Raw genomic sequence first — 21,582 nt, forward strand, 5'->3', positions numbered from 1 at the left:
CTTTCCTTATGTACGGCATTTTCAGTTACGACATTGCATCGCCCCGTGTTGGCTATAAACATGGTCGGCAGATTCTCGACCTCGAAGTTGTCGGCCTGCTTGGCTATTTCGATGATCTGGGTATTGATCCAACTGTATTTACAAAGCCCGTCCTGAACGATTTTATTGCCCTGGGCAAACCCGCTCATCAACGCATTCGACAACACCTGAAAGAGTTACTCAACGACGAAACTATTGCTTTCAGGCATGTTCATGATCAGGCTTTTATCGATGAGTCGCGCGTACAGATGCACCTGCCCGTGCGGATTGGCAATTACACCGATTTCTACGCTGGTATCCATCACGCCGAAAACGTGGGCCGAATGTTTCGGCCCAATGCCGACCCTCTGCTGCCTAACTACCGTCATTTGCCCGTAGCCTATCACGGTCGGGCGTCGTCGATTGTCGTATCAGGAACACCGATCCGCCGACCAGTCGGTCAGTTTTTAAACGCCGACAACAAACCCACATTTGGTCCGTCGCAGGCACTGGATTTTGAATTAGAGCTAGGTCTGGTCATCGGCAAAAGCAACGCACTGGGCGAATCGATTGCTATAGATGAAGCCGAAGACTATATTTTTGGCGTTACGCTTTTCAACGACTGGTCGGCGCGCGATATTCAGCGGTGGGAATATCAGCCACTAGGGCCATTTCTGGGGAAAAATTTTGCATCAAGCCTATCGGCCTGGGTTGTTCCGTTCGAAGATCTTGAACCGTTTCGCATAAACGGCCCACAGCAGGAGCCAACTCCTCTACCGTATTTACAAACTACCCAGCCGTCGCATTTCGATCTTGAATTAGAAGTTATTATGCAACCCGTTGGTTATGAACAAATTGTCATCAGTCGCACCAATGCCCGCTATCTTTACTGGAGTTTCGCACAGATGATTGTCCATCACACGGTTGGCGGCTGTAATTTGCAGATTGGCGACATACTGGCTACCGGTACAATTTCAGGAACCGATTCTGGCAGCTATGGCTCGCTACTTGAACTTAGTCAGAACGGAACCCGGCCACTGCATCTGAACACGCACGAAACAAGAACTTTTCTGAACGATGGCGATACCGTATTGCTGCGTGGCGGGGGATTTTCAGACGGTATTCGCGTCGATCTGGGCGATGTTGCGGGAACTGTTCTCCCCTCCTAACCTATTTGTTGAGGTAAGCGACTCACTGCCATGACAAGAACCATCAACCCGGCCGATCTGCAACCGAACGAATTTTATCGGTATATGATCGGCACTATCGGCCCGCGCCCTATTGCGTTTGCCAGCACTATCGACGCTGCCGGACAGGTCAATCTGAGCCCATTCAGTTTCTTCAATATTTTCGGTTATAATCCCCCTACGCTGGTTTTTGCCCCCAGCATCAACCGTCATGGGCACAAAAAACATACACTGCTTAACGTTGAAGAAGTCGGTGAAGTTGTAATCAATATCGTTAATTACGCAATGGTCGAGCAAATGTCGCTGGCCAGTGCTGAGTTTGAACGTGGCATTAACGAATTCGAAAAAGCAGGGTTCACGGCCATTCCGTCGGAGCGAATTCGGCCACCGCGCGTTGGCGAATCTCCGGCCTCGTTTGAATGCATTGTCCGGCAAATTATTCCAACCCATGAACAGTCTACGGGCGATTTTTACCCACCGGGCTCCGGTTATCTGATTGTCTGCGAAGTAGTGATGGCCCACCTGAACGATGCCATTTTCAACGAAACCGGCGCTATTGACCCACACCGCCTTGATTTGATTGGCCGAATGGGTGGCGACTGGTATGCCCGTGCGCATGGCGATGCACTATTTGAAGTAGCCCGCCCCAAAATAGGAATAGGCTTCGATCAGATCCCGGAACCGATTCGCACTAGCAGCATACTGACGGGAAACGATTTAGGAAAATTGGGCAGCTTTGCTACACTGCCCACTATCGACGAAATCAGTGAGTTCAAAGCCTCAGGCGTGTTAGATGAGTTGATTGAGGAAGCACAATTTGGGTGTCAGTATTTACCTGATTTGCTTCATTTCAGAGCCAAACAACTCCTGGCCGAGAACAAAGTAAAAGAGGCCTGGTTGACACTATTGCAAACGCAGTAGCCAATGCACTATCTGATTATTGGTCAATAGTCATTTGTAGGAGTTGCTGCTTTTTCTAATGAACTACCATTCACTAAACATACTGCCCCAATGAAAGCTAACCACCTACTTCCTGCACTTTTCATGGTATCGCTACTGCTGGGCTGTTTCTCGGGTTCCGATAGTCTCGAAAAAGCGGAGAAAATTAACAACGACCGGATCGACCGGCAGGCCGTTGCCATGAGCGATGATGCCAAAAAAGAAGCAAAAGAAGTGGCAAAAAAAATGGTCGAGCTGAGTAATAGTGGCCATACTGAGTATGAGCTAAGTAAGGTTGCGCTCACAAAAGCCACCAACCCAGAAGTGAGAGCCTACGCGCAACGGGTCATGAACGATCATCAGGCCGACGACCGTACGCTTCAATCGCTGGCCAAACAGATGAACCTTACGCTCCCTACCGAGCTAAGCCCCAGGAGCAACGATCAGTTATCGAAACTAAGCGATATGTCGAAAGGCACGGCATTCGATTTGCAATACCTCACGTTTATGGTCGACCTAAACGATGATGCGCTCGATGATGCCGATGACCTGAAAGACGATGCTCCCAACGACGCGGTAAAATCATACGCCAAAAAACTCCTCAGCGACGATAAGAAACATAAAGAGCAATCGCGGGAGTTGAAGAATGTGCTGGATTAAGTATTGGCCATTGGTAAATTGGTCATTAAGCATTGGAAACAATCCCTAATGACCAATTTACCAATGACAAACTTAGTACCCTCGGGCCGTATTATCGGCCCGAGGGTCCGAAGCTCCTTCATAAGAACCGTCGGGCCGAATCAGCACGCAGTCCATACGTCCCAGTGTGTTGGTTAGCTGTTCGAGGATGTAGCCCCGACTTTGTAGTTTCTCGATGGTAGCTTCCGTAAAAGCGCCATTCTCGAAGATCGTTTTATCGGGAAGCCACTGATGGTGAAACTTCAGCGCATTAACTGCTTCCTGCATACTCATTCCGTGCTCAATCACGTTGAGAATGGTTTGATAAACCGATGTAATGATGGTTGAGCCGCCTGGTGTTCCAACTACCATAAACAGTCGGCCATCCTTTTCCAGAATTGTCGGCGTCATGGATGATAGCATCCGTTTGTGGGGAGCAATAGCGTTTGCCTGATTGCCGATCAGACCAAACATATTCGGAACACCCGGTTTGATGCTGAAATCGTCCATTTCATTATTCATGAAAAAGCCTGCCCCGCCAATAACCACACGGCTTCCGTAGCCCCCGTTGAGCGTTGTAGTAATACTAACGGCATTGCCTTCTTTATCGACAATTGAAAAGTGGGTTGTTTCCAGACTCTCGTATCCCGGAATTACACCGCCTTTTACGTTTTTGCTATCAGTAGCTTTGGCAAACGAAAAGTCGGTCCAGCGCGTGCGAAGATAAGCAGGGCTAATCAGCGTATCGACCGGCACTTTCACAAAATCAGGATCGCCCAGAAATTTGGCCCGGTCGGCATATACACGCCGTTCGGCCTCGATCATGACCTGCACAGTAGAATCGCGATTCCAACCCCATTTGTGCAACGGATAGGGTTCCGTAAAGCGCATAAGCTGGATCAAAGCAACGCCACCACTGGAGGTTGGCGGCATCGTGATCACATTATATTCCTTATATTTTGCCTCCAAGGGTTTGCGCCAGACAGAGTGATAGTTTTTAAGATCTTCTTCCGTAATCAGTCCATTCCCCCGTTTCATTTCTTCGGCCAGCAGCCGAGCCGTTTCACCTTCGTAGAAACCCGCGCGCCCCTGTGCCTGAATCCGTTGCAGGGTTTTAGCCAGATCGGACTGCACAAACAAATCACCTTTATGCCAGCTAACCGTATCGGTCGGCGACGCACTTTTCAGAAAATAGACTTTACCAGGATTGATTTTAAGCAAATCGGCTTTAATACGGTTCAAGCCCAACGCATCGCGGTCGGTGAGCGGAAAGCCTTTGGCAGCCAGATCGATGGCGGGTTGCAACACCTGCGCCCACGATAGTTTACCAAAGCGTTTATGCGCTTCGGCCATTCCATCTACCGAGCCCGGTACTCCACTGGCCAAATGTCCCGATATGCTTAATCCCGGGCGCACATTCCCCGCCGAATCGAGGTACATGTTCTGGCTAGCCTGACCGGAGGCTTTTTCCCGATAATCGAGCGTGTAGGCCTGACCGGCCTTATCCCGGTATACCATAAATCCACCCCCACCGATATTACCGGCACCCGGATACACTACGGCCAGCGCAAACTGGACCGCCACCGCGGCATCAACTGCATTTCCGCCTGCTTTAAGAATGGCCAGCCCTACATTAGAAGCTTCAGGATGTGCCGAAGCGACCATACCATTTCGACCAACTACGCCTTTGCGGTCGGAGAAAAATGGCTTAACGGTCGGATCTTCGTCGCGATATTGATAAACGCCCTGCCCTTGTTCAACTTTCGATGAACTCGTACTGGTTGTTGATGGAGCCTGTGTTTTGCAGGCGACAAATGCCACCGCAAAAGCAACTGATAAAGAAAAATAAGTAATGCGTCTTTGCATACAGCGTTCCGGCTAGGTAATTGGAAACCACTAAACTACAAAATTTGCCTTACAGCAATACGCCCACTCGCCAAACAAATGAATTAGTACAACTTGATAAATCTTTTGTTCAGCAAAATGGCTTTCCACCCAGAATTAACAGGGCGTCGATTCTGGCAAACCGATGCCCTCTGAAACCATTTATCCATCGGAACGAGCTACTTGTCCGAAATTGGTGGGCTAGTATCAATTTAATTTTTTACTTTGTTACGTTCACCGGATTGGGCACAACACAAGCCTATCCGACCCGATCGTCACTCATGCAGTTTATTCGTCAGGTTCTCGAAAGTTTTCGGTTTGCGTGGCAGGCGCTTCGTTCGAATCTTCTGCGCACAACGCTCTCGCTGCTGGGTGTAACCGTTGGTATTTTTGCCATCATTGCCGTTTTTACACTGGTCGATTCGCTGGAACGGAACATCAAAGACAGCCTGTCGTTTATTGGCGACAAAGTGGTATATATACAAAAATGGCCCTGGTCGTTTGGGGGCGAATACCAATGGTGGAAATATTTTCAGCGCCCCGAGCCAAGCTATAAAGAATATCGGTTTCTGAACGATAAACTCGAAAATGCCCAGGCCATTGTTGCTATGGATTTTAAAGGTCGGGTAACGGTGAAACGCAACAACAATAGCATGACATCGCTGATTCAGGGAACAACATTCGATTATAACAAAATCTCGGAAGTGCCGGTAGCCGATGGCCGCTATTTCACTCCACAGGAAATCGACGTTGCCCGCAATGTGGTCATTATTGGAGCCGACGTTGCCGAAAATCTCTTTCCGGGCGAAGATCCTATTGGCAAATCCATTAAAATAAGTGGTTTGAGCTTCGTTGTTATAGGCGTTCAGGAAAAAAAGGGAGAAAGTCTGGTCAATTTTGGAGGCAACCCCGATGTTAAATGCCTGATTCCGCTCGGTGCATTTGCCAAAATGTATCATTCGATTACACCCAGCATCGACATTGCCGTAAAAGGCTACGACGAAGATGAAGGGCTTCTGGAACTTGAAAGCGAAATTCGGGGGCTCATGCGAACCCGCCGGGGGTTACGTCCAACCCAGGACGATAACTTTGCCATTAACCGGCCCGAAGCTGCCGCTCAGGCAATCAGCAGTATTTTTTCGGTTCTGACTGTTGCGGGCTGGGTTATTGGAGGTTTTTCGATTTTGATTGGTGGTTTTGGGATTGCCAATATTATGTTTGTGAGCGTTAGAGAACGCACCAACATCATTGGCATTCAGAAATCGCTGGGTGCCAAAAATTACGTCATTCTGTTTCAGTTTCTGTTCGAAGCCATTCTGTTAAGCCTGGTTGGTGGATTGGCAGGCATTGGGTTGGTGTATCTGCTTTCTTTTATGCAGCTCGGCAGTCTCGAACTCCACCTGACAGCCGGCAATATTGCCCTCGGCCTGGGCGTATCGAGTGTTATTGGTGTTCTGTCGGGTATTATTCCTGCTTTTTCGGCCGCCCGTCTCGATCCGGTCATTGCTATTCGGGCTAAGTAATTTGTCTAATAGGTGGCTTTTCTACCTAAATCCCGTCTCATTCGAGCGTGTTGTCTCTGTAAACAATTCGCATTCATCCACGTTCTGTTTTCTGAACGTATCCAAAAATTTTGTCTATTTGCACGGTGTAAACTGCAACTTAACCAATCATATCCATGCGAGGGTTATTGTACTTCCTGCTCTTTTTATTAGTTGTTTTTGGCGTTCTATACGCACTTACCGGCTGGAGTTATAGCGATGGCGAACGTGCCGGAACCGTTTCAAAATTTAGCCGCCGGGGCTATCTTTTCAAGACATACGAAGGTGTTTTGAACGTTGGGGGCTTTTCGGGCGAAACTGGCTCATTAACCCCACAGTACTTTGATTTCTCGGTGAAAGACGAAGCCGTGGCCAAACAGATAACAGAAGCGGTAAAAACAGGCCAGCGTGTAACATTACACTACGAAGAAAAGATTCTGAAATTGCCCTGGAATGGCGAAACGAAATACTACATCACAGGAGTTGAGGTAATAGGGCCACCGCCATCCCCCTATAGTACAAACCCAGCTTATCCGGGTGGACAACGCCAGCCCTACCCTCAACCGGATACGCAACAAGCCCCGCCACAACAACAGCTTCCTGCGCCTGCCGATTCGACCATCTAATTCATTTTCAAAAAGCAGGGCCAATGTAATATAGTTGTATTATATTTGCCCTGTTATTTATTTTTAAGGGGCCCATTTGCACAGGCTCATCTAAAGAACCATCAATCTCACAATCAGACAATTAAACCACAAACTCAAAACCTGTTCAGACTGCCTGCAATAGCTTTAACTTTTTACTGAAAGCATTTGGCAATCCAGTGTTTTTTGGTTAATTTTATCTGTTTAAACAACCATCCAACATGGCAAAATCAGATACGGCGCAAGCCACAGCATCTGCTAATGACAATAAGTTAAAGGCCCTCCAAACCACCATTGAAAAGTTAGATAAAGCATTTGGCAAAGGCACCGTAATGCGTCTTAGCGAAACTAAAGTCGTTGATGTTCCAGTCATTTCGACAGGTTCGCTGGGGCTCGATCTGGCTTTGGGCATCGGCGGTATGCCGCGTGGCCGTGTTGTAGAAATCTACGGTCCCGAATCGTCGGGTAAAACCACGTTGACCATGCACTGCATTGCCGAAGCGCAACGTAATGGTGGATTAGCCGCCTTTATCGACGCCGAGCATGCGTTCGACCGTGTATATGCCGAGAAACTGGGAATCGACACCAAAAACCTGCTTATCTCGCAACCCGACAATGGCGAACAGGCGCTTGAAATTGCCGAACACCTGATTAGCTCGGGCGCTATCGACATTATCGTTATCGACTCTGTAGCAGCGCTGGTTCCTAAAGCCGAAATTGAGGGCGAAATGGGCGAAAGCAAAATGGGCTTGCAGGCTCGTCTGATGTCGCAGGCGTTGCGAAAACTAACCGGTACGATCAACAAAACCGGCTGCTGCTGCATTTTCATTAACCAGCTTCGCGAAAAAATCGGTGTGATGTTTGGCAACCCTGAAACAACCACCGGGGGTAACGCACTGAAGTTCTACGCATCTGTACGGATCGATATTCGGCGGATTGGGCAAATTAAAGAAGGAGCCGACAATGTAGTGGGTAACCGGACTAAAGTGAAAGTCGTTAAAAACAAACTGGCGGCTCCGTTTAAAGTCGTTGAGTTCGACATCATGTATGGTCAGGGGATCTCAAAAGTTGGTGAAATACTTGACCTCGCCGTTGAAATGGATATCATCAAGAAATCGGGGTCTTGGTTCTCCTATGGCAGCAGTCGGCTTGCACAAGGCCGCGACGCTGTTAAAGAGTTACTGCTCGATAACCCTGAACTGATGGCCGAACTGGAAGGAAAAATCCGTGCTAAAATCGCTGAAGACGAAGAAGCTCTGCTCGATCCTGTTTTGGAAGGTACTGATGCCGATGGTGAAGGCGAGATTGACGATTAAACCGAATTCCTGCATAAAAAAAGGTGGATGCTTAGCATTCACCTTTTTTTATGCAATAGCCGAACTAGCCTATTTAGTATAGGTCCCGTTACTATTCTTAAGCTTTGTTGTAAACGATGCACTTTTGATCTCAAGCATCGTTGGTGCCGATTTATCGACCTGAGCGTCAGGCACCATCCTAACACTAAAAGAGCCTTTGATTTCGCCCGATACCGCATCAAAGGATTGAATCGTTACTAGTGTTTCGCTACTGATAAGAGGCTTGTAAACACCCCAGCTTATAGATCTAAATATAGAGCCAATGGTATCAGTACCACAATACAGCAAGTCGTAATCGACCTTAAATTTAGACCACGAACCAACCTTTTTGGGAATATTAAGCAGGCTTAACAGGCTTTGTTTTCCCCCATTATCGCCGAATTCGGTAATAGTGATATCGAAGGCATTATTGCTGCAAGGCGTTCGTGAAGCAGCGGCAATCCGTGGGTTCTTTAAAGCTGAACCCTGAAGTGTACCCGAAACTTCGCCCCAATAGTCAGTTGAATACACAGCAGGAATGGCCGGTGTAATTGGTTTTATGCATCCCCATAGCCCTACTGCAATTACGCACCCTATCAGATAAATTTTTTGCATGGCCTTTTATTGATAAACCGAACATAGAATCTAACGTCTGGCGCTACTAAACGTAAACACCAATAGATCAATCGATTACAATTGACTACAAATTGATTCAGTAAGGTTTTCAGAAAGTGCCACAACAACACTCAGCAAGAGGAGAGGCTCGCCTTATTAGTAATCACAACTTTTATCAATCATTACACTCAAAATAGTACATAAATTATGTATTCTAATTTACTATAAAAATAGCAATAATTACGCCAGACATACAAAAAAGCGATAGCTTCGAGAATGAAACTATCGCTTTTTTGTATAAACAGTTGGCTCCATATAGATGGAGTCTCAAAATCATGTCAATTGGCTAATCCTAACGAATTACCAGCCTGTATCTTATCGATTTTCGATTGACACGAACTTACGCAGAGTTGCGCCCGTATAAATCTGACGTGGCCGACCAATTGGTTCTTTCTGTTCACGCATTTCTTTCCACTGTGCAATCCAGCCAGGCAGACGCCCAATCGCAAACATGACCGTAAACATATTGGTTGGGATACCCAGCGCCCGATAAATAATGCCCGAATAGAAATCAACATTCGGATATAGTTTGCGCTGGATGAAATATTCATCATGAAGCGCAGCCTCTTCGAGCCCTTTAGCGATTTCGAGTACGGGGTCATTAACGCCCAGCTTACCCAATACATCGTCGGCTGCTTTTTTAATGATCCGGGCACGAGGATCGAAATTTTTGTAGACCCGATGGCCAAATCCAAACAGCCGGAAACCCGTTGTCTTCGCATTTTTAGCCATGTCGACATATTTGCCTACATCGCCCCCATCGGCTTTGATCGCTTCGAGCATTTCAATCACTTCCTGGTTAGCTCCACCGTGCAGTGGTCCCCATAAAGCGCTGATACCGGCCGAAATAGACGAATACAGGTTCGCCTGCGACGATCCTACCAGCCGAACGGTAGAGGTTGAGCAGTTCTGTTCGTGATCAGCGTGGAGAATCAGCAGAACGTTTAATGCTTCGGCAACAACCGGATCAACTTTATACTCCTCAACCGGCAATGCAAACATCATGTTCAGGAAGTTGGAGATGTAGTCGAGGTTGTTTTTCGGGTAGTTGACCGGATGCCCCAGCGACCGTTTATACGACCAGGTTGCAATTGTGGGCAACTTAGCCAGCAAGCGGATAATATGCCCATCAGGATCAGACTTTTCGTCCTGAGAGTCAGGGTAAAACGCACTCATCGCACTCACTAAAGACGACAAAACGCTCATTGGGTGAGCGTTTACCGGAAAACCATCGAAAATTTTCCGCATGTCTTCGTTTACCAGCGTATGGCGACGAATCGAATCTTCAAAAGTTGAATATTGCTCTTTAGTGGGCAATTCGCCATAGATAAGCAGATAAGCTACTTCCAGAAACGATGCTTTAGCAGCTAATTCTTCAATCGAGTAGCCCCGATACTGCAGAATACCCTGCTCACCATCTAAGAATGTAATAGCACTTTTCGTAGCGCCAGTGTTTTTATAGCCCCGGTCTAAGGTAACGTAGCCGGTTTGGTCACGGAGGTTAGAGATGTCGAAGGCTTTCTCGTGTTCAGTTCCTTCAAAGATTGGAAATTCATACGATTTACCATCGACAGTTAGTTCAGCAGTGTTGGCCATATAAAAAATCAGGGTAGAGTATTCAGAAATAATGGATTAGCAGCTTAAGAGCGTAGGGGCGAAATTAGCCCAAAAACCTAAACGGCGGATGAAATTATGTTAAAAAAGCCGTATTACGTTTATATTAAAGTGTAACAGCAACCTCAGACAATAAGTTTTATGCTATCGTTTATAAAAACTTCCGCCTTTCATAACTGCCTTAACGCGATGCAGATCAGTAATTAATTTAGTTGGATCACCCTCCACAGCGATTAGATCGGCCAATAGTCCCGCCTTCACCCGGCCTCGATCGGCCAGATGAAAAACATCGGCATTTGTTGACGTCGCCGAACGGAGCACATCGAGCGGTTTCATACCATAATCGACCATCATATCGAGTTCGCGGGCATTATCCCCGTGGGAGAATACGCCTACATCGCCCCCGGCGCAGATGATTACACCTGCATCGAGTGCCTGTCGGAAGGTTATTTTTTTCTGTTTGATCCGATCCGGTTCGGGGTCCTGCCCTTTTTTCCAGCCCCGATATTGTTGAATGGCATCGCCAGCCGCCAGGGTTGGGCACAAAGCAGTACCGTGTTGTTTCATAAGCGCAAAAATTTCGGGTGTACCCGCATCACCATGTTCGATGGTTTCGCAACCGCCCACAATAGCCCGACGCATTCCTTCGGCGGTGCTGGCATGTGCCACAACGCCCCGTCCACTACTTTTAGCAACCTCTACAATCAGTTTGATTTCATCAACAGTAAACGTTGGCCGCGCTTCGGCCATTAGGCCCCAGCGATAATCGGCATAAATTTTTATAGCATCGGCCCCTTTTCCGATTTGCCTTCGAACCGCCTTAATCAAAGCATCCTGCCCGTCGGCTTCTTCGGCTCCCTGCGGCACCTCAATATCGGGGCTAAAGCCTTTGGGGCCATAGCTCCCACTCGCAATGAGTGCCCGCGTCACAACCACCATACGTGGCCCCGGAATTACGCCCTGATTGATCGCTTGTTTTAAGCCTACGTCGTCGTATTCCGCTCCTTCTGTACCCAGATCACGAACGGTGGTAAAACCCGCCAGCAGTGTTTTTTGTGCATGTACGGTTGCGCGTGCGGTACGTAACGACCGGGCTTCTTTTAAAACCTGGTCATCCCAGGGTGTTTCGTTGTAGGGGTGCAGAAACATATGCGAGTGCCCCTCAATCAGACCCGGCAACAGGGTTGTTCCTTTCAGATCGACTATTTCTGCACCTGCCTCCGAAACCGACGAAGCCGGTCCGACAGCTTCAATTTTATCACCTTTGATCCGAACAATCCAGCCTTCGTGCATTACTTCGCCATCGAAAATACGGTCAGGCTTAAGCAGGTAGACCTGAGCGAAACCTGGATTTGACTTGTATAGTATTAATAGAAAAATAAATAGCCTGCGCCAGCATCCGATGCCAAAGAGAAGGTTAGATGAAGTCATTATATTGAGGTTTGTGTAAGTCCGCTTCCAATCTTACCGATAGTAGCCTAATCTGGTGTTAACTCAATATACTACCTAAGCCGCCGAAGCAGCGACTCACCGAACACCAGTACAAGCAACCCCGGCAACAGAATTGCCCCCGCCCGGAAACCGGCCCCTGTATATTTGTAAACGCCCGAATTGTATTGCGTAAAACTTTGAAAAAGATAGTAGGCCGAAGCGGCTAGCAACGCTACCGTAATACCAATGGCAACTGGTTGACTCAAACGGCCGACTCCCCAGGTAATCAGAATTGCCAGTCCAACAACCAGCGATACGGTTCCGAGCGCTTTCGGGAAGGTGGCCAGATAATCATAATCAAAAAATAACACCCCAGCCTGACCGATCAGATTGGGGTGTGCCAGCAGCCAGCCGTCCAGAACGACCAGCACCAGAAGCAAAACGTAGAAGAAAGGATTACGCATGGACTTATTCTATTGATTCGCTAGGCTCTATTTTGTATATATTGGGTTTCTACATGAAATTCGACATCAGACGCCACGAAGATGTATGCTTTTTTAACCGCTACTCCATACAATTCAATATCTGTTTCTTCCCAACCGGTTTCACTCACGAAAGTAGAATGGCCTGCAAAATATTCATCCTGTAGTAAAATTATGCCTGATATTTCAAGTAACTCCGATTTAGTAAGCACATGTTGCACCCGCTTTACTAAGTAGTCTAACGCCCGTTTTCGATCTTCATCAATCCATTTAGCAGCAACCAATATATCCCATACTAGAGCATCCTCACGGAGCACAAGCCCGAAAAAACTTAAGTCCCCTTTTTCGTGAGTAATTTCAGGAACCAAACCGCCTATTTTTTTAATAAACTCCTTCATACATAGTACTTGTATAAGCGTTTTAGTGTCCCTGATTATATCCAAAACTTGAGTTCTTTTCCGTAATGTCTCGGCTCTATTCATAGAAACCACCCGATTGTAACGCATCTCAGGATTCCATGTTCTAACGGTCGACCATTCTGAAAGATACAGTTGTTTAACTTTATCTTCAACTCCTGATACATGTAGTAAACTATCAAAATCATGAGTTTTAAAACTTGCCAAGCCCTCAAACTCCCTTCTTGTTTCAGGAAAACCTTCCCATTTAAGTGTCTTGCATATTCTTAATTTAAGAGCAACTTCCATAACGTATCCACACAGATAAGTGGCTCCATCAAACCGTCCCGCATTAAATAATGCTTCGGCATCCGATAAACGTTCTTTAATTACACGCCTAAGCTCTGCTTTTAATAATATAACCCGTCAATTAAACGAATTATTAGCCCGCCAGCTCCATTTTCAGAAACTTACCGGTATAGCTTCCCTTCGCTTCGGCTACTTTTTCGGGCGTACCTTCAGCTATGATGTTACCACCTTTGTTACCGCCTTCGGGACCAAGATCGATCAGATGATCTGATACTTTGATCACGTCCAGGTTATGCTCGATGATTAGAACCGTATTTCCCTTGTTGGCCAGTTTGTTCAGCACATCGAGCAGATGAGCAATGTCCTGAAAATGCAATCCAGTAGTTGGTTCATCGAGAATATAAAGCGTTTTGCCCGTATCTTTCTTCGACAGTTCTTCGGCTAGCTTTACCCGCTGGGCTTCTCCACCCGACAATGTCGTTGCATGTTGCCCCAGCGTAATATAGCCTAAGCCGACATCATTCAGCGTCTGCACTTTTCGCAGAATTTTGGGCTGGCTGGCAAAGAAATCCAGCGCCTGTTCCACGGTCATATCCAGCACGTCGGCAATGGATTTTCCTTTAAAACGAACTTCCAGCGTTTCTCGGTTGAAGCGTTTGCCTTTGCAGGTTTCGCACATGACATGAACATCGGGCAGGAATTCCATCTCGATTTTTTTCATGCCTGCGCCTTCGCAATCTTCACAGCGTCCCCCCTTCACGTTAAACGAGAACCGACCGGGTTTGTAGCCCCGAATTTTGGCTTCGGGCAGTTCGGCAAACAGCGTCCGAATTTCGGAGAACATACCCGTATACGTAGCCGGATTCGAGCGGGGCGTACGACCGATAGGCGACTGATCGACTTCAATTACTTTATCGAGATATTCCAGCCCTTCTACGGTTTTAAACGGCAGCGGCTCGCGCTTCGATTTATAGAAATGACGATTCAGGATCGGGAACAACGTTTCATGAATTAGTGACGACTTGCCACTTCCCGACACGCCTGTGATGGTTACCATCCTGCCGAGCGGCAGCTTCAGCGTTACGTTCTTCAGATTGTGCCCCGTTGCATTTTTGATAATCAAAAACTTTCCATTGCCTTTGCGTCGCTCTGTCGGTACGTCGATATTCCGCCGACCGCTCAGGTAGTCGGCCGTGGTGCTGCCATTTTTCAGGAACTCTTCGGGTGTCCCAATGCCAACCACCTGACCACCATGCCGACCGGCTCCCGGACCAATGTCGAGAATAAAGTCGGATTCGAGCATCATGTCCTTGTCGTGTTCAACGACCAGCACCGTATTGCCCAAATCGCGGAGATTTTTCAGTGAATCAATCAGTTTGACGTTATCGCGCTGGTGGAGGCCAATACTGGGTTCATCCATGATATAGAGAACGCCAACGAGCTGCGTACCAATCTGCGTTGCCAGCCGAATTCGTTGTGCTTCCCCCCCCGAGAGCGTACGTAATGGACGGTCGAGTGTGAGGTAATCAAGACCGATGTCGAGCAGAAAACCGATGCGTTTGCGAATCTCTTTCAGAATTTCTTTGGCAATCACATTCTGGCGGTTGCTCAATCGGTCTTCCAGTCCATGGAACCAGGCCGCCAGTTCGGAAATATCCATACGGGCCAGTTCCGAAATGTTTTTCTGGTCGATTTTGAAGTAGAGCGATTCTTTTTTCAACCGGGCACCGTTGCATTCGGGGCAGGTCTTTACAACCATAAAGTCTTTTAGCCACTCCTGAATCTTGTCGCTGCTGTTTTCCTGCTGCCGTTTCAGGAAATGAATAATTCCCTCAAACTTAAAGCTATAATAGTCCTCCGATCCGTTGCCATGGCCTGGAGCTTTCTTCGATGGTCCGTCCGCTACTTCTTCGTCGGTACCGTATAACAGCGCATGCAACAGGTCGTCGGGAAACTTATTAACGGGCGATGTCAGATTGAGTTTATACTTTTTCAGAATAGCTTCGAGTTCCTTAAAAATCCAAAGTTCCCGGTATTCGCCCAGTGGAGCAATTGCTCCCCGGCTAATACTCAGCGATTTATCGGGCACGACAGACTCTTCGGTTATCTCTTCAATAACACCCAGACCATTGCAAACCGGGCAGGCTCCATAAGGCGAATTGAATGAAAACGTATTGGGCGATGGCTCGTCGTAGCTAATGCCCGATTCAGGGTCCATCAGGTTTTGCGAGAAGTAGACTAACGTTCCAGTTCCATCGAGCATTTGCATAGCCCCTTTGCCCTGTTTTAGCGCGGTTTGCACCGACTGGCTCAGCCGATAACGCGATTGTGAGTCTCCATCCTCGGCCTTTGGCACCAGCCTGTCAATTACGATTTCGATGTCGTGAATTTTGTAGCGATCCAGTTGCATCTTGGGCGCAATGTCCTGCACCACGCCATCCACCCGAACCTTGGTGTAGCCCGCCTTGGCAATCTGCACAAACAGTTCGCGGTAGTGTCCCTTACGTCCCTTAATAACCGGAGCCAGCAAGGTCAACTTCTGACCAGCATACTGCTCCAGAATGGTATCGATAATCTGATCCTGCGACTGGCGCTCCATCTTGCGCCCCGTCACATACGAAAACGCTTCGCCCGCCCGCGCATAGAGCAGACGCAGGAAGTCATAAATTTCGGTGGTGGTACCAACGGTCGAGCGGGGGTTTTTGGACGTTGTTTTCTGCTCAATGGAAATCACCGGACTCAGGCCGTTGATTTTGTCGACATCGGGCCGTTCCATATCGCCGATAAACGAACGAGCATAGGCCGAGAAACTTTCCATGTAACGTCGTTGGCCTTCGGCATAGATTGTATCGAAAGCCAGCGATGATTTACCACTACCGCTAATGCCGGTTACGACCACTAGTTTGTTGCGGGGAATGGTAACGTCGATATTTTTCAGGTTGTGTTCGCGGGCACCGAGAACCTCGATTTGCTCGTAGCCCGTCAGGTCAATATCAGTAAGACCGGACTGTTGTCCAGCAGCTTTTTCTTCTGTCACGCTTGACAATGGGTTATTCTAAACAACAACGTAAAACAGCCGGGTGTAGTTTCCGCGAACGCGACCCTTTCGTATCATTGGTGTCAGCAAAAATTCGCATCAGCGACAATTGCGTCAACGACAGCAAGTATCAGCAAAATCTGACTTACAGCCACTTTGATTACCTGAATATCATTTTACATTGTTGTATTTTTGCTAACACATAGAAGATAAAAAGGCCAATCTGCTGGAACGACCGTATTTCGACGACAACCCTATGGCTATTGCATACGACACCCCCCGCCGACCGCTTCCCAAACCCCGGCGCAAAATCCCGGAAAGCCTGATTTACGAAATCATGGATGGCAAGCCTATCTATCGGAAAGGCTATCGGGATGTATTATCCGGAAAAAAAACACTTGAAGAAATTATGGGTGCCAGCACCTTACAATCCGTTATTGTATCCTATTTAGTAATTCTAATAGGCAAATTCATCGACGATAACGCTTATTTTGTTCTGACTGGCGAGCCGGGTGTTCATCTCGATCATCGGAACAACCTGGCCAATGATATTGCCATTTATGACCAGACGGTGCTGACACCTGACAAGATTTCGAAAAAATACGCAACAGTCCCCCCTCAGATTGCGATTGAAGTTGATATTGAAGCCGACACGGCCGAGATGACCGAAAACGGCTATATCTACAAAAAGACCCGTAAACTATTCGAATTTGGCGTTCAGAAAATTATTTGGGTGCTGACCGACCCGCAGGTTGTCCTGATAGCGACACCCGAACGAATCGAAACCGTTGATTGGGATAAAGACGTTGAGATTATGGACGGTCACTCGTTCAATATTGGTGCTTATTTAGTGAAGAAGGGTATTACAATTGATTAAAAGAAGCCGTTGTTATGCCAACCGTTATTCAAGGCATCTACGATAAAGAGACGATTCTCTAGCATCAAACACCGCTTGAACAAACTTGACGATAAAGACAAATTAGATAAATCAAGTGTTTTGTGTGAACAAGTACTCAACAAAATACCTGATGATTATGGCCGACGTACACACACCTGCTCAACGCAGCTACAACCGAAACGTCGGCCCGGATGAACCGCGTGCGAAGCAAAGACACAAAGCCCGAACTAATCGTCCGCAAATTTCTTCACGCCCACGGTTTCCGGTATCGGCTACACGATAAAGGCCTGCCCGGCAAACCCGATGTAGTACTGCCCAAATTAATATTTGTTCATGGCTGCCGGTGCGCCGGTCCGATTTTATCATGGACATGAGGGCTGCCGTTATTTCGTTGTGCCAAAAACCCGTACCGATTGGTGGCTCAATAAGATTAATGGTAATAAAATCCGTGATGCAGAAAATGAAGCCAAACTTGTAGCCAATGGTCGGAAAATCACAACAATATCTGGGTGCAAATTGAAGCCTAAAACAAAGTATACTGGGTTACAAAACTCTTTAAAAATTCTTTAATCACACTCATAAATTAGAATATGTCTAGGAATGATTTATGGACGCGCGAGCAGACAATCTTAGCCTTTAATCTTTACTATAAAATTCCCTACGGCACTATTCATGGTGGTAATCCTAAAGTGCAACAATTGGCTAGTATTATCGATAGGTCTTTAGGATCAGTTGGCCGAAAGATGCAAAATCTTGCCAGTCTCGACCCAGTACAGCAGGCAAGAGGTATAAAAGGACTAGGCCATCATAGCAAACTTGATAAAGAAGTTTTCAACGAGTTCTACAATAATTGGGAATCGTTAGCCATTGAAAGTGAGCGTATTTTAGCAGAAAAACAAGGTGTATCACTTGAGGCTAAAGTAGAACAGGAAGAACAAGAATGGCAAAGTAGAAACGGGATAAATGTTACCAGATCTGTCAATGTACGGGTTGGGCAAAATTTCTTTAGAAGCATTGTACTCAATAATTTCGATTTGAAATGTGCAATTAGTGGTATTGACATTCCTCAGATGTTACGTGCCAGTCATATCATTCCCTGGTCAAAAAATAAGCAACATCGGGTCAATCCTGAGAATGGCTTATGTTTATCTGCTCTATATGATGTAGCGTTCGATCAAGGGTTTATAGGAGTAGATACTGATTACAAAATCGTATTAGCGGAAAAGCTAAAAAAACGAAAGAAAGAAGCTTATTTTCAGGAGCATTTTGGCAGGCTTGAAGGGACAGAAATTAGGCCTCCAAGCAAATTTTTTCCTCGTAAAGATTTTTTAGAATACCACTTGGATAAAATTTTCAACAAATGACCTACGGCACATTAACAAATCAACTTTACGCTACTGCAGAACCAGGCAAACCTAAAATAGGTGATGGAGCAACGCTTATTCTTTGGTCGGATCGGCAAGCCTACACAGTGATAGATGTGAAGAAATCATACGTAGTGGTTAGCCGCGACAACCAACCTTCAACCGTGAAAAAAGCTTATTTACATAAAGATGGAAACTACTATCTCGGGGGGTATTTGTTAAAAATTGGCTTTCGAGAGGAGTATTACGACCCACATTTTTAAGCTTATCAACATTTGATAACAGATGATGAATGTTCAGTGGTAGCTCCAAGAGAGATCATCTGAACAAAATGGATTCCTATTTATCAATTCATTACTACGACGGCTCAAGAACGCAGGGTTTGATTCACATCAATAAACAAACGACCCCGTTCAGCTACTGCATCTTGCAATAGCTGAACGGGGCCGTTAAAAAGCGTTTTCTTATTTTCCTTTGGTGCTGCCTTCCTGGGCCAATGCCATTTTTACGGCATCGTAGAGGTTAACAATACCACCCGTTTTCGACAGGCTCGAAAAATCAACCATATCGGTCGATTCGGGCCGGTGTACCTTGGTTTTATAGGGCGTTGCCGATTGCAGAATAATTCGCTTAATATCGGCATAGGTCAGTTTAGGGAAGTACGATTTCAGTACGGCAGCAACTCCGGCTACAACGGGAGAGGCCATACTGGTTCCGCTATTATTTTCGTATTTGCTACCCGGCACGGTCGAATAAATATCCTTACCCGGCGCAAACACATCTACATTCTGTTTGCCGTAGTTCGAGAAACTGGCAACCAGATCGGCATCATTAGGTTCGGCACTGGCCCCCACCGTAATCACATTCGGGATGGCCGAACCATCTATAAATCGGGGTGAAGGATAATTAGCTGCGGTGTCGATGTCTTTACCATCGTTGCCAGCGGCATGCACCATCAGTACACCTTTCGACAGAGCATACCGTTCGGCATCTTCCACGGCTTTGCGCTGGGGCGAATAATCTTTCCCGAAGCTCATATTGATGATCTGAGCACCATTATCTACGGCATAGCGAATGGCATTGGCTATGTCTTTATCGCGCTCGTCGCCATCCGGTACGGCCCGCACGCCCATAATCTGTACGGCATCTGAAATGCCCTTGATACCCAGATCGTTGGTACGGTCGGCACCGATAATACCGGCAACGTGTGTACCATGATCGGGACGGGGACCTGCAATGTCGGAGTTACCATAATCGCGCTGGTTCAGATCGGTAGGATCATCACCCACAATAGACCGGCTATCGAAATCGGGATTGTAGTTATACTCGGCCCGCGATTTCAGTTGCTCGTTGGCTTTTTCGAGTTCGTTCATCACCACATCGGTATCGGCCGCGCCCTGCTGGCGTAATAACCGAAGAATACCGGTCACGGGTCGTTTCAGGGTCGCATCCGAAAGCGTATCGGCTGCTTTCTGTAGGGTTGCCGTATCGAGTTTCGATACATTAAGCGCTTTTTTCAACACATCGACCGCCTGCGAATACTGCGCATAGAACTGGCTAATACCCTGATACTGCGCTTTATACTGAGCCTGATTTTTTTCGACCTCTTCTTTGGTCTTTTTATACAGATCGTATTCTTTCTGTTCGGCAGGTTTCAGCGAGGCCCGATCTTTCCCTTCATATTTTGGCTTCAACTGTGCATACAGCCGAGTTACTTCGGCGGTTTCGTAACTGACATTCCGGCCATCTTTTCCACCAATGAAATTCCAGCCGTGAACATCATCGACGTAGCCGTTCTTATCGTCGTCTTTACCATTACCGGCAATTTCTTTTGGATTTACCCACAATACCCGTTTAAGATCTTCGTGGGTGGTGTCGATACCACCATCGATAACCGCTACCACTACCGGTGTTGGTTTACGATCTTTAAGGAGTTCGCGATAGGTGCGTTCGACGCTGATTCCGGCTGTTTTATCGGTTTTATCCTGCAGATACCACTGCGTTTCCTGCGCCGAAGCTGCTATACTAAGCAGGCAAACCGACGCGCTGATAAGGAGTTTCTTCATGAATTGGTAACAAAAAATCTTCACAAATTACGAAGAAACAAGTGGTTATGAGCCTTAAAAGTTGTTAAATGGCACACATATTTTCGTGCATTACCCAACGAGTCATCCTTTTTCAGTGTCTTACCTACTTTGGGGCGGGTCGGTTTCCGGTTGCAAAAAAGGTATTTAACACCTTCGGATAGTGCGGGAAAACAATCTCCGGTTCTTCGATTTCAGGATGCCACGTTTTCTCCCACTCGAAGCTGTAATAACCGCTGTAACCGCCTTTTTTCAGGGCCGCAATGGCTTCAAAAATTGGACTATCGCCCATACCCAGAGCCACATAGTGATGTTTACCATCGACTATCTTTGCGTCTTTGATATGCGTGTGCCGGATATAAGGCTTCAGCTTTTTGTACACCTGAGCGGGTGGCTCTTTTGTTACCGACCACATATTGAATACATCCCAGATCAGACCCACTTTAGGCGAACTAGCCTTCTGCATCATACTGACAAGCTCGTCGGTTTGCACACCGTCGCCGTGGGTTTCGAGCAATACACTTACGTTACTGCCTTTCGCATAATCGGCCAGTTCGACTAAGCCCTGGGCAATGCGATCGAGTGTAGCCTCCCGTTCCTGATCTTTAGGCAAAGCATCCGGAAACACGCGAACATAGGGGCACGCAAGCTCATCGGCCAGTGTAATAAACCGTTTTGCTTCGTCCAGATGCCGTTGCCGGGTAGCTGGATCGGCGTGGTGCAGTTGCGTTGACGCTCCCAGATTAATAATTTTTATGCCCTTGGCAGCAGCAAGTTTTCGTGTGCTGGCGATATGGTCCGAACTGTCGAATGCCGGACTTTTGGTTAAGTCCATTTGGCCTTCCAACCCACGAATTTCAATGGCGTCGTAACCGTCTTTTACCGCTGCATCCAGAATCTGGTTGAGTGTCCACTTAGGACAACCAAGTGTTGAAAACGCCAGCAATGGTTTTTTACTGCCTGCCTGTGTAGCCATTGCCAGGCCAGTAGCGGCAAATAGGCCAGTCGTTGAGAGCAGGAAATCCCGTCGTGTCAGGTTGTTCATGACAGCATGGTTAGCAAATCAAT

General features: G+C 47.1%; 21 protein-coding genes. 12 read left to right on the plus strand and 9 right to left on the minus strand.

Features of this window, described 5'->3' with window-relative positions:
• Positions 1–8: 8 nt before the first annotated feature.
• The 3 genes from fahA (at position 9) to WBJ53_RS28040 (ending at position 2,804) form a co-directional block, all read left to right on the plus strand.
• Positions 9–1,187 carry a fumarylacetoacetase gene (gene fahA, locus WBJ53_RS28030; protein ID WP_338872469.1) on the plus strand — a complete coding sequence of 393 codons (1,179 nt, stop codon included), beginning with the start codon at positions 9–11 and terminating at the stop codon, positions 1,185–1,187.
• Positions 1,188–1,217: 30 nt separating this feature from the next.
• On the plus strand, positions 1,218–2,126 hold the full coding sequence (locus WBJ53_RS28035) for a flavin reductase family protein (protein ID WP_338872471.1): 909 nt from the start codon (positions 1,218–1,220) through the stop codon (positions 2,124–2,126).
• Between the two features lie 90 nt (positions 2,127–2,216).
• Positions 2,217–2,804 (plus strand): DUF4142 domain-containing protein, encoded by a 588-nt coding sequence (locus WBJ53_RS28040; RefSeq protein WP_338872473.1) that lies wholly within the window; start codon positions 2,217–2,219, stop codon positions 2,802–2,804.
• A gap of 72 nt (positions 2,805–2,876) precedes the next feature.
• Here WBJ53_RS28040 and ggt read toward each other — a convergent pair whose 3' ends face one another.
• The gene (ggt, locus tag WBJ53_RS28045; protein ID WP_338872475.1) at positions 2,877–4,688 is read right to left on the minus strand and encodes a gamma-glutamyltransferase; all 1,812 of its coding nucleotides are present in this window, start codon (positions 4,686–4,688) and stop codon (positions 2,877–2,879) included.
• Between the two features lie 299 nt (positions 4,689–4,987).
• Here ggt and WBJ53_RS28050 point away from each other — a divergent pair, with 299 nt between their 5' ends.
• From WBJ53_RS28050 to recA, 3 genes are all read left to right on the plus strand, one after another.
• Positions 4,988–6,229 carry an ABC transporter permease gene (locus WBJ53_RS28050; protein WP_338872477.1) on the plus strand — a complete coding sequence of 414 codons (1,242 nt, stop codon included), beginning with the start codon at positions 4,988–4,990 and terminating at the stop codon, positions 6,227–6,229.
• Positions 6,230–6,384: 155 nt separating this feature from the next.
• Complete coding sequence (locus WBJ53_RS28055) at positions 6,385–6,873, plus strand: hypothetical protein (protein WP_338872479.1); 489 nt, start codon at positions 6,385–6,387, stop codon at positions 6,871–6,873.
• Between the two features lie 239 nt (positions 6,874–7,112).
• Positions 7,113–8,207, plus strand: coding sequence for a recombinase RecA (recA, locus tag WBJ53_RS28060; protein WP_338872481.1), 1,095 nt, complete (start codon positions 7,113–7,115; stop codon positions 8,205–8,207).
• Between the two features lie 69 nt (positions 8,208–8,276).
• Here the strand turns inward: recA and WBJ53_RS28065 are convergent, their stop codons facing one another.
• The 6 genes from WBJ53_RS28065 to uvrA form a co-directional block, all read right to left on the minus strand.
• Positions 8,277–8,840: a hypothetical protein gene (locus tag WBJ53_RS28065; RefSeq protein WP_338872483.1), complete on the minus strand. Its 564-nt coding sequence runs from the start codon at positions 8,838–8,840 to the stop codon at positions 8,277–8,279.
• A gap of 375 nt (positions 8,841–9,215) precedes the next feature.
• Entirely contained in the window at positions 9,216–10,496 is a 1,281-nt protein-coding gene (locus tag WBJ53_RS28070) for a citrate synthase (protein ID WP_338872485.1), read from the minus strand.
• 162 nt (positions 10,497–10,658) lie between these two features.
• A complete protein-coding gene (locus WBJ53_RS28075) occupies positions 10,659–11,945 on the minus strand; it encodes an amidohydrolase family protein (RefSeq protein WP_338872487.1) in 1,287 nt (428 codons plus the stop codon).
• Between the two features lie 71 nt (positions 11,946–12,016).
• Positions 12,017–12,409: a hypothetical protein gene (locus tag WBJ53_RS28080; protein WP_338872489.1), complete on the minus strand. Its 393-nt coding sequence runs from the start codon at positions 12,407–12,409 to the stop codon at positions 12,017–12,019.
• A gap of 20 nt (positions 12,410–12,429) precedes the next feature.
• Positions 12,430–13,131 carry a hypothetical protein gene (locus WBJ53_RS28085; protein ID WP_338872491.1) on the minus strand — a complete coding sequence of 234 codons (702 nt, stop codon included), beginning with the start codon at positions 13,129–13,131 and terminating at the stop codon, positions 12,430–12,432.
• Between the two features lie 133 nt (positions 13,132–13,264).
• Positions 13,265–16,168 (minus strand): excinuclease ABC subunit UvrA, encoded by a 2,904-nt coding sequence (gene uvrA, locus WBJ53_RS28090; RefSeq protein WP_338872493.1) that lies wholly within the window; start codon positions 16,166–16,168, stop codon positions 13,265–13,267.
• Between the two features lie 256 nt (positions 16,169–16,424).
• Here uvrA and WBJ53_RS28095 point away from each other — a divergent pair, with 256 nt between their 5' ends.
• From WBJ53_RS28095 to WBJ53_RS28120, 6 genes are all read left to right on the plus strand, one after another.
• Positions 16,425–17,045, plus strand: coding sequence for a Uma2 family endonuclease (locus WBJ53_RS28095; protein ID WP_338872495.1), 621 nt, complete (start codon positions 16,425–16,427; stop codon positions 17,043–17,045).
• 124 nt (positions 17,046–17,169) lie between these two features.
• Positions 17,170–17,349, plus strand: coding sequence for a hypothetical protein (locus tag WBJ53_RS28100; protein ID WP_338877266.1), 180 nt, complete (start codon positions 17,170–17,172; stop codon positions 17,347–17,349).
• Complete coding sequence (locus WBJ53_RS28105; RefSeq protein ID WP_338877247.1) at positions 17,267–17,440, plus strand: hypothetical protein; 174 nt, start codon at positions 17,267–17,269, stop codon at positions 17,438–17,440. The genes WBJ53_RS28100 and WBJ53_RS28105 overlap by 83 nt, the downstream gene beginning before the upstream one ends.
• Positions 17,400–17,636: a hypothetical protein gene (locus WBJ53_RS28110; protein WP_338877267.1), complete on the plus strand. Its 237-nt coding sequence runs from the start codon at positions 17,400–17,402 to the stop codon at positions 17,634–17,636. Before WBJ53_RS28105 ends, WBJ53_RS28110 begins: the two co-directional genes overlap by 41 nt.
• 20 nt (positions 17,637–17,656) lie before the next feature.
• On the plus strand, positions 17,657–18,430 hold the full coding sequence (locus WBJ53_RS28115; protein ID WP_338872497.1) for an HNH endonuclease: 774 nt from the start codon (positions 17,657–17,659) through the stop codon (positions 18,428–18,430).
• Positions 18,427–18,693, plus strand: coding sequence for a hypothetical protein (locus WBJ53_RS28120; RefSeq protein ID WP_338872499.1), 267 nt, complete (start codon positions 18,427–18,429; stop codon positions 18,691–18,693). The genes WBJ53_RS28115 and WBJ53_RS28120 overlap by 4 nt, the downstream gene beginning before the upstream one ends.
• A gap of 201 nt (positions 18,694–18,894) precedes the next feature.
• Here the strand turns inward: WBJ53_RS28120 and WBJ53_RS28125 are convergent, their stop codons facing one another.
• Both WBJ53_RS28125 and WBJ53_RS28130 read right to left on the minus strand, forming a co-directional pair.
• Positions 18,895–20,496, minus strand: a complete 1,602-nt coding sequence (locus tag WBJ53_RS28125) for a S8 family peptidase (RefSeq protein WP_338872501.1) — start codon at positions 20,494–20,496, stop codon at positions 18,895–18,897.
• Between the two features lie 124 nt (positions 20,497–20,620).
• Positions 20,621–21,559: a sugar phosphate isomerase/epimerase family protein gene (locus WBJ53_RS28130; protein ID WP_338872504.1), complete on the minus strand. Its 939-nt coding sequence runs from the start codon at positions 21,557–21,559 to the stop codon at positions 20,621–20,623.
• Between the last annotated feature and the right edge of the window lie 23 nt (positions 21,560–21,582).

Origin of the sequence: Spirosoma sp. SC4-14, assembly GCF_037201965.1 — a bacterium.
Classification (GTDB): Bacteria; Bacteroidota; Bacteroidia; order Cytophagales; family Spirosomataceae; genus Spirosoma.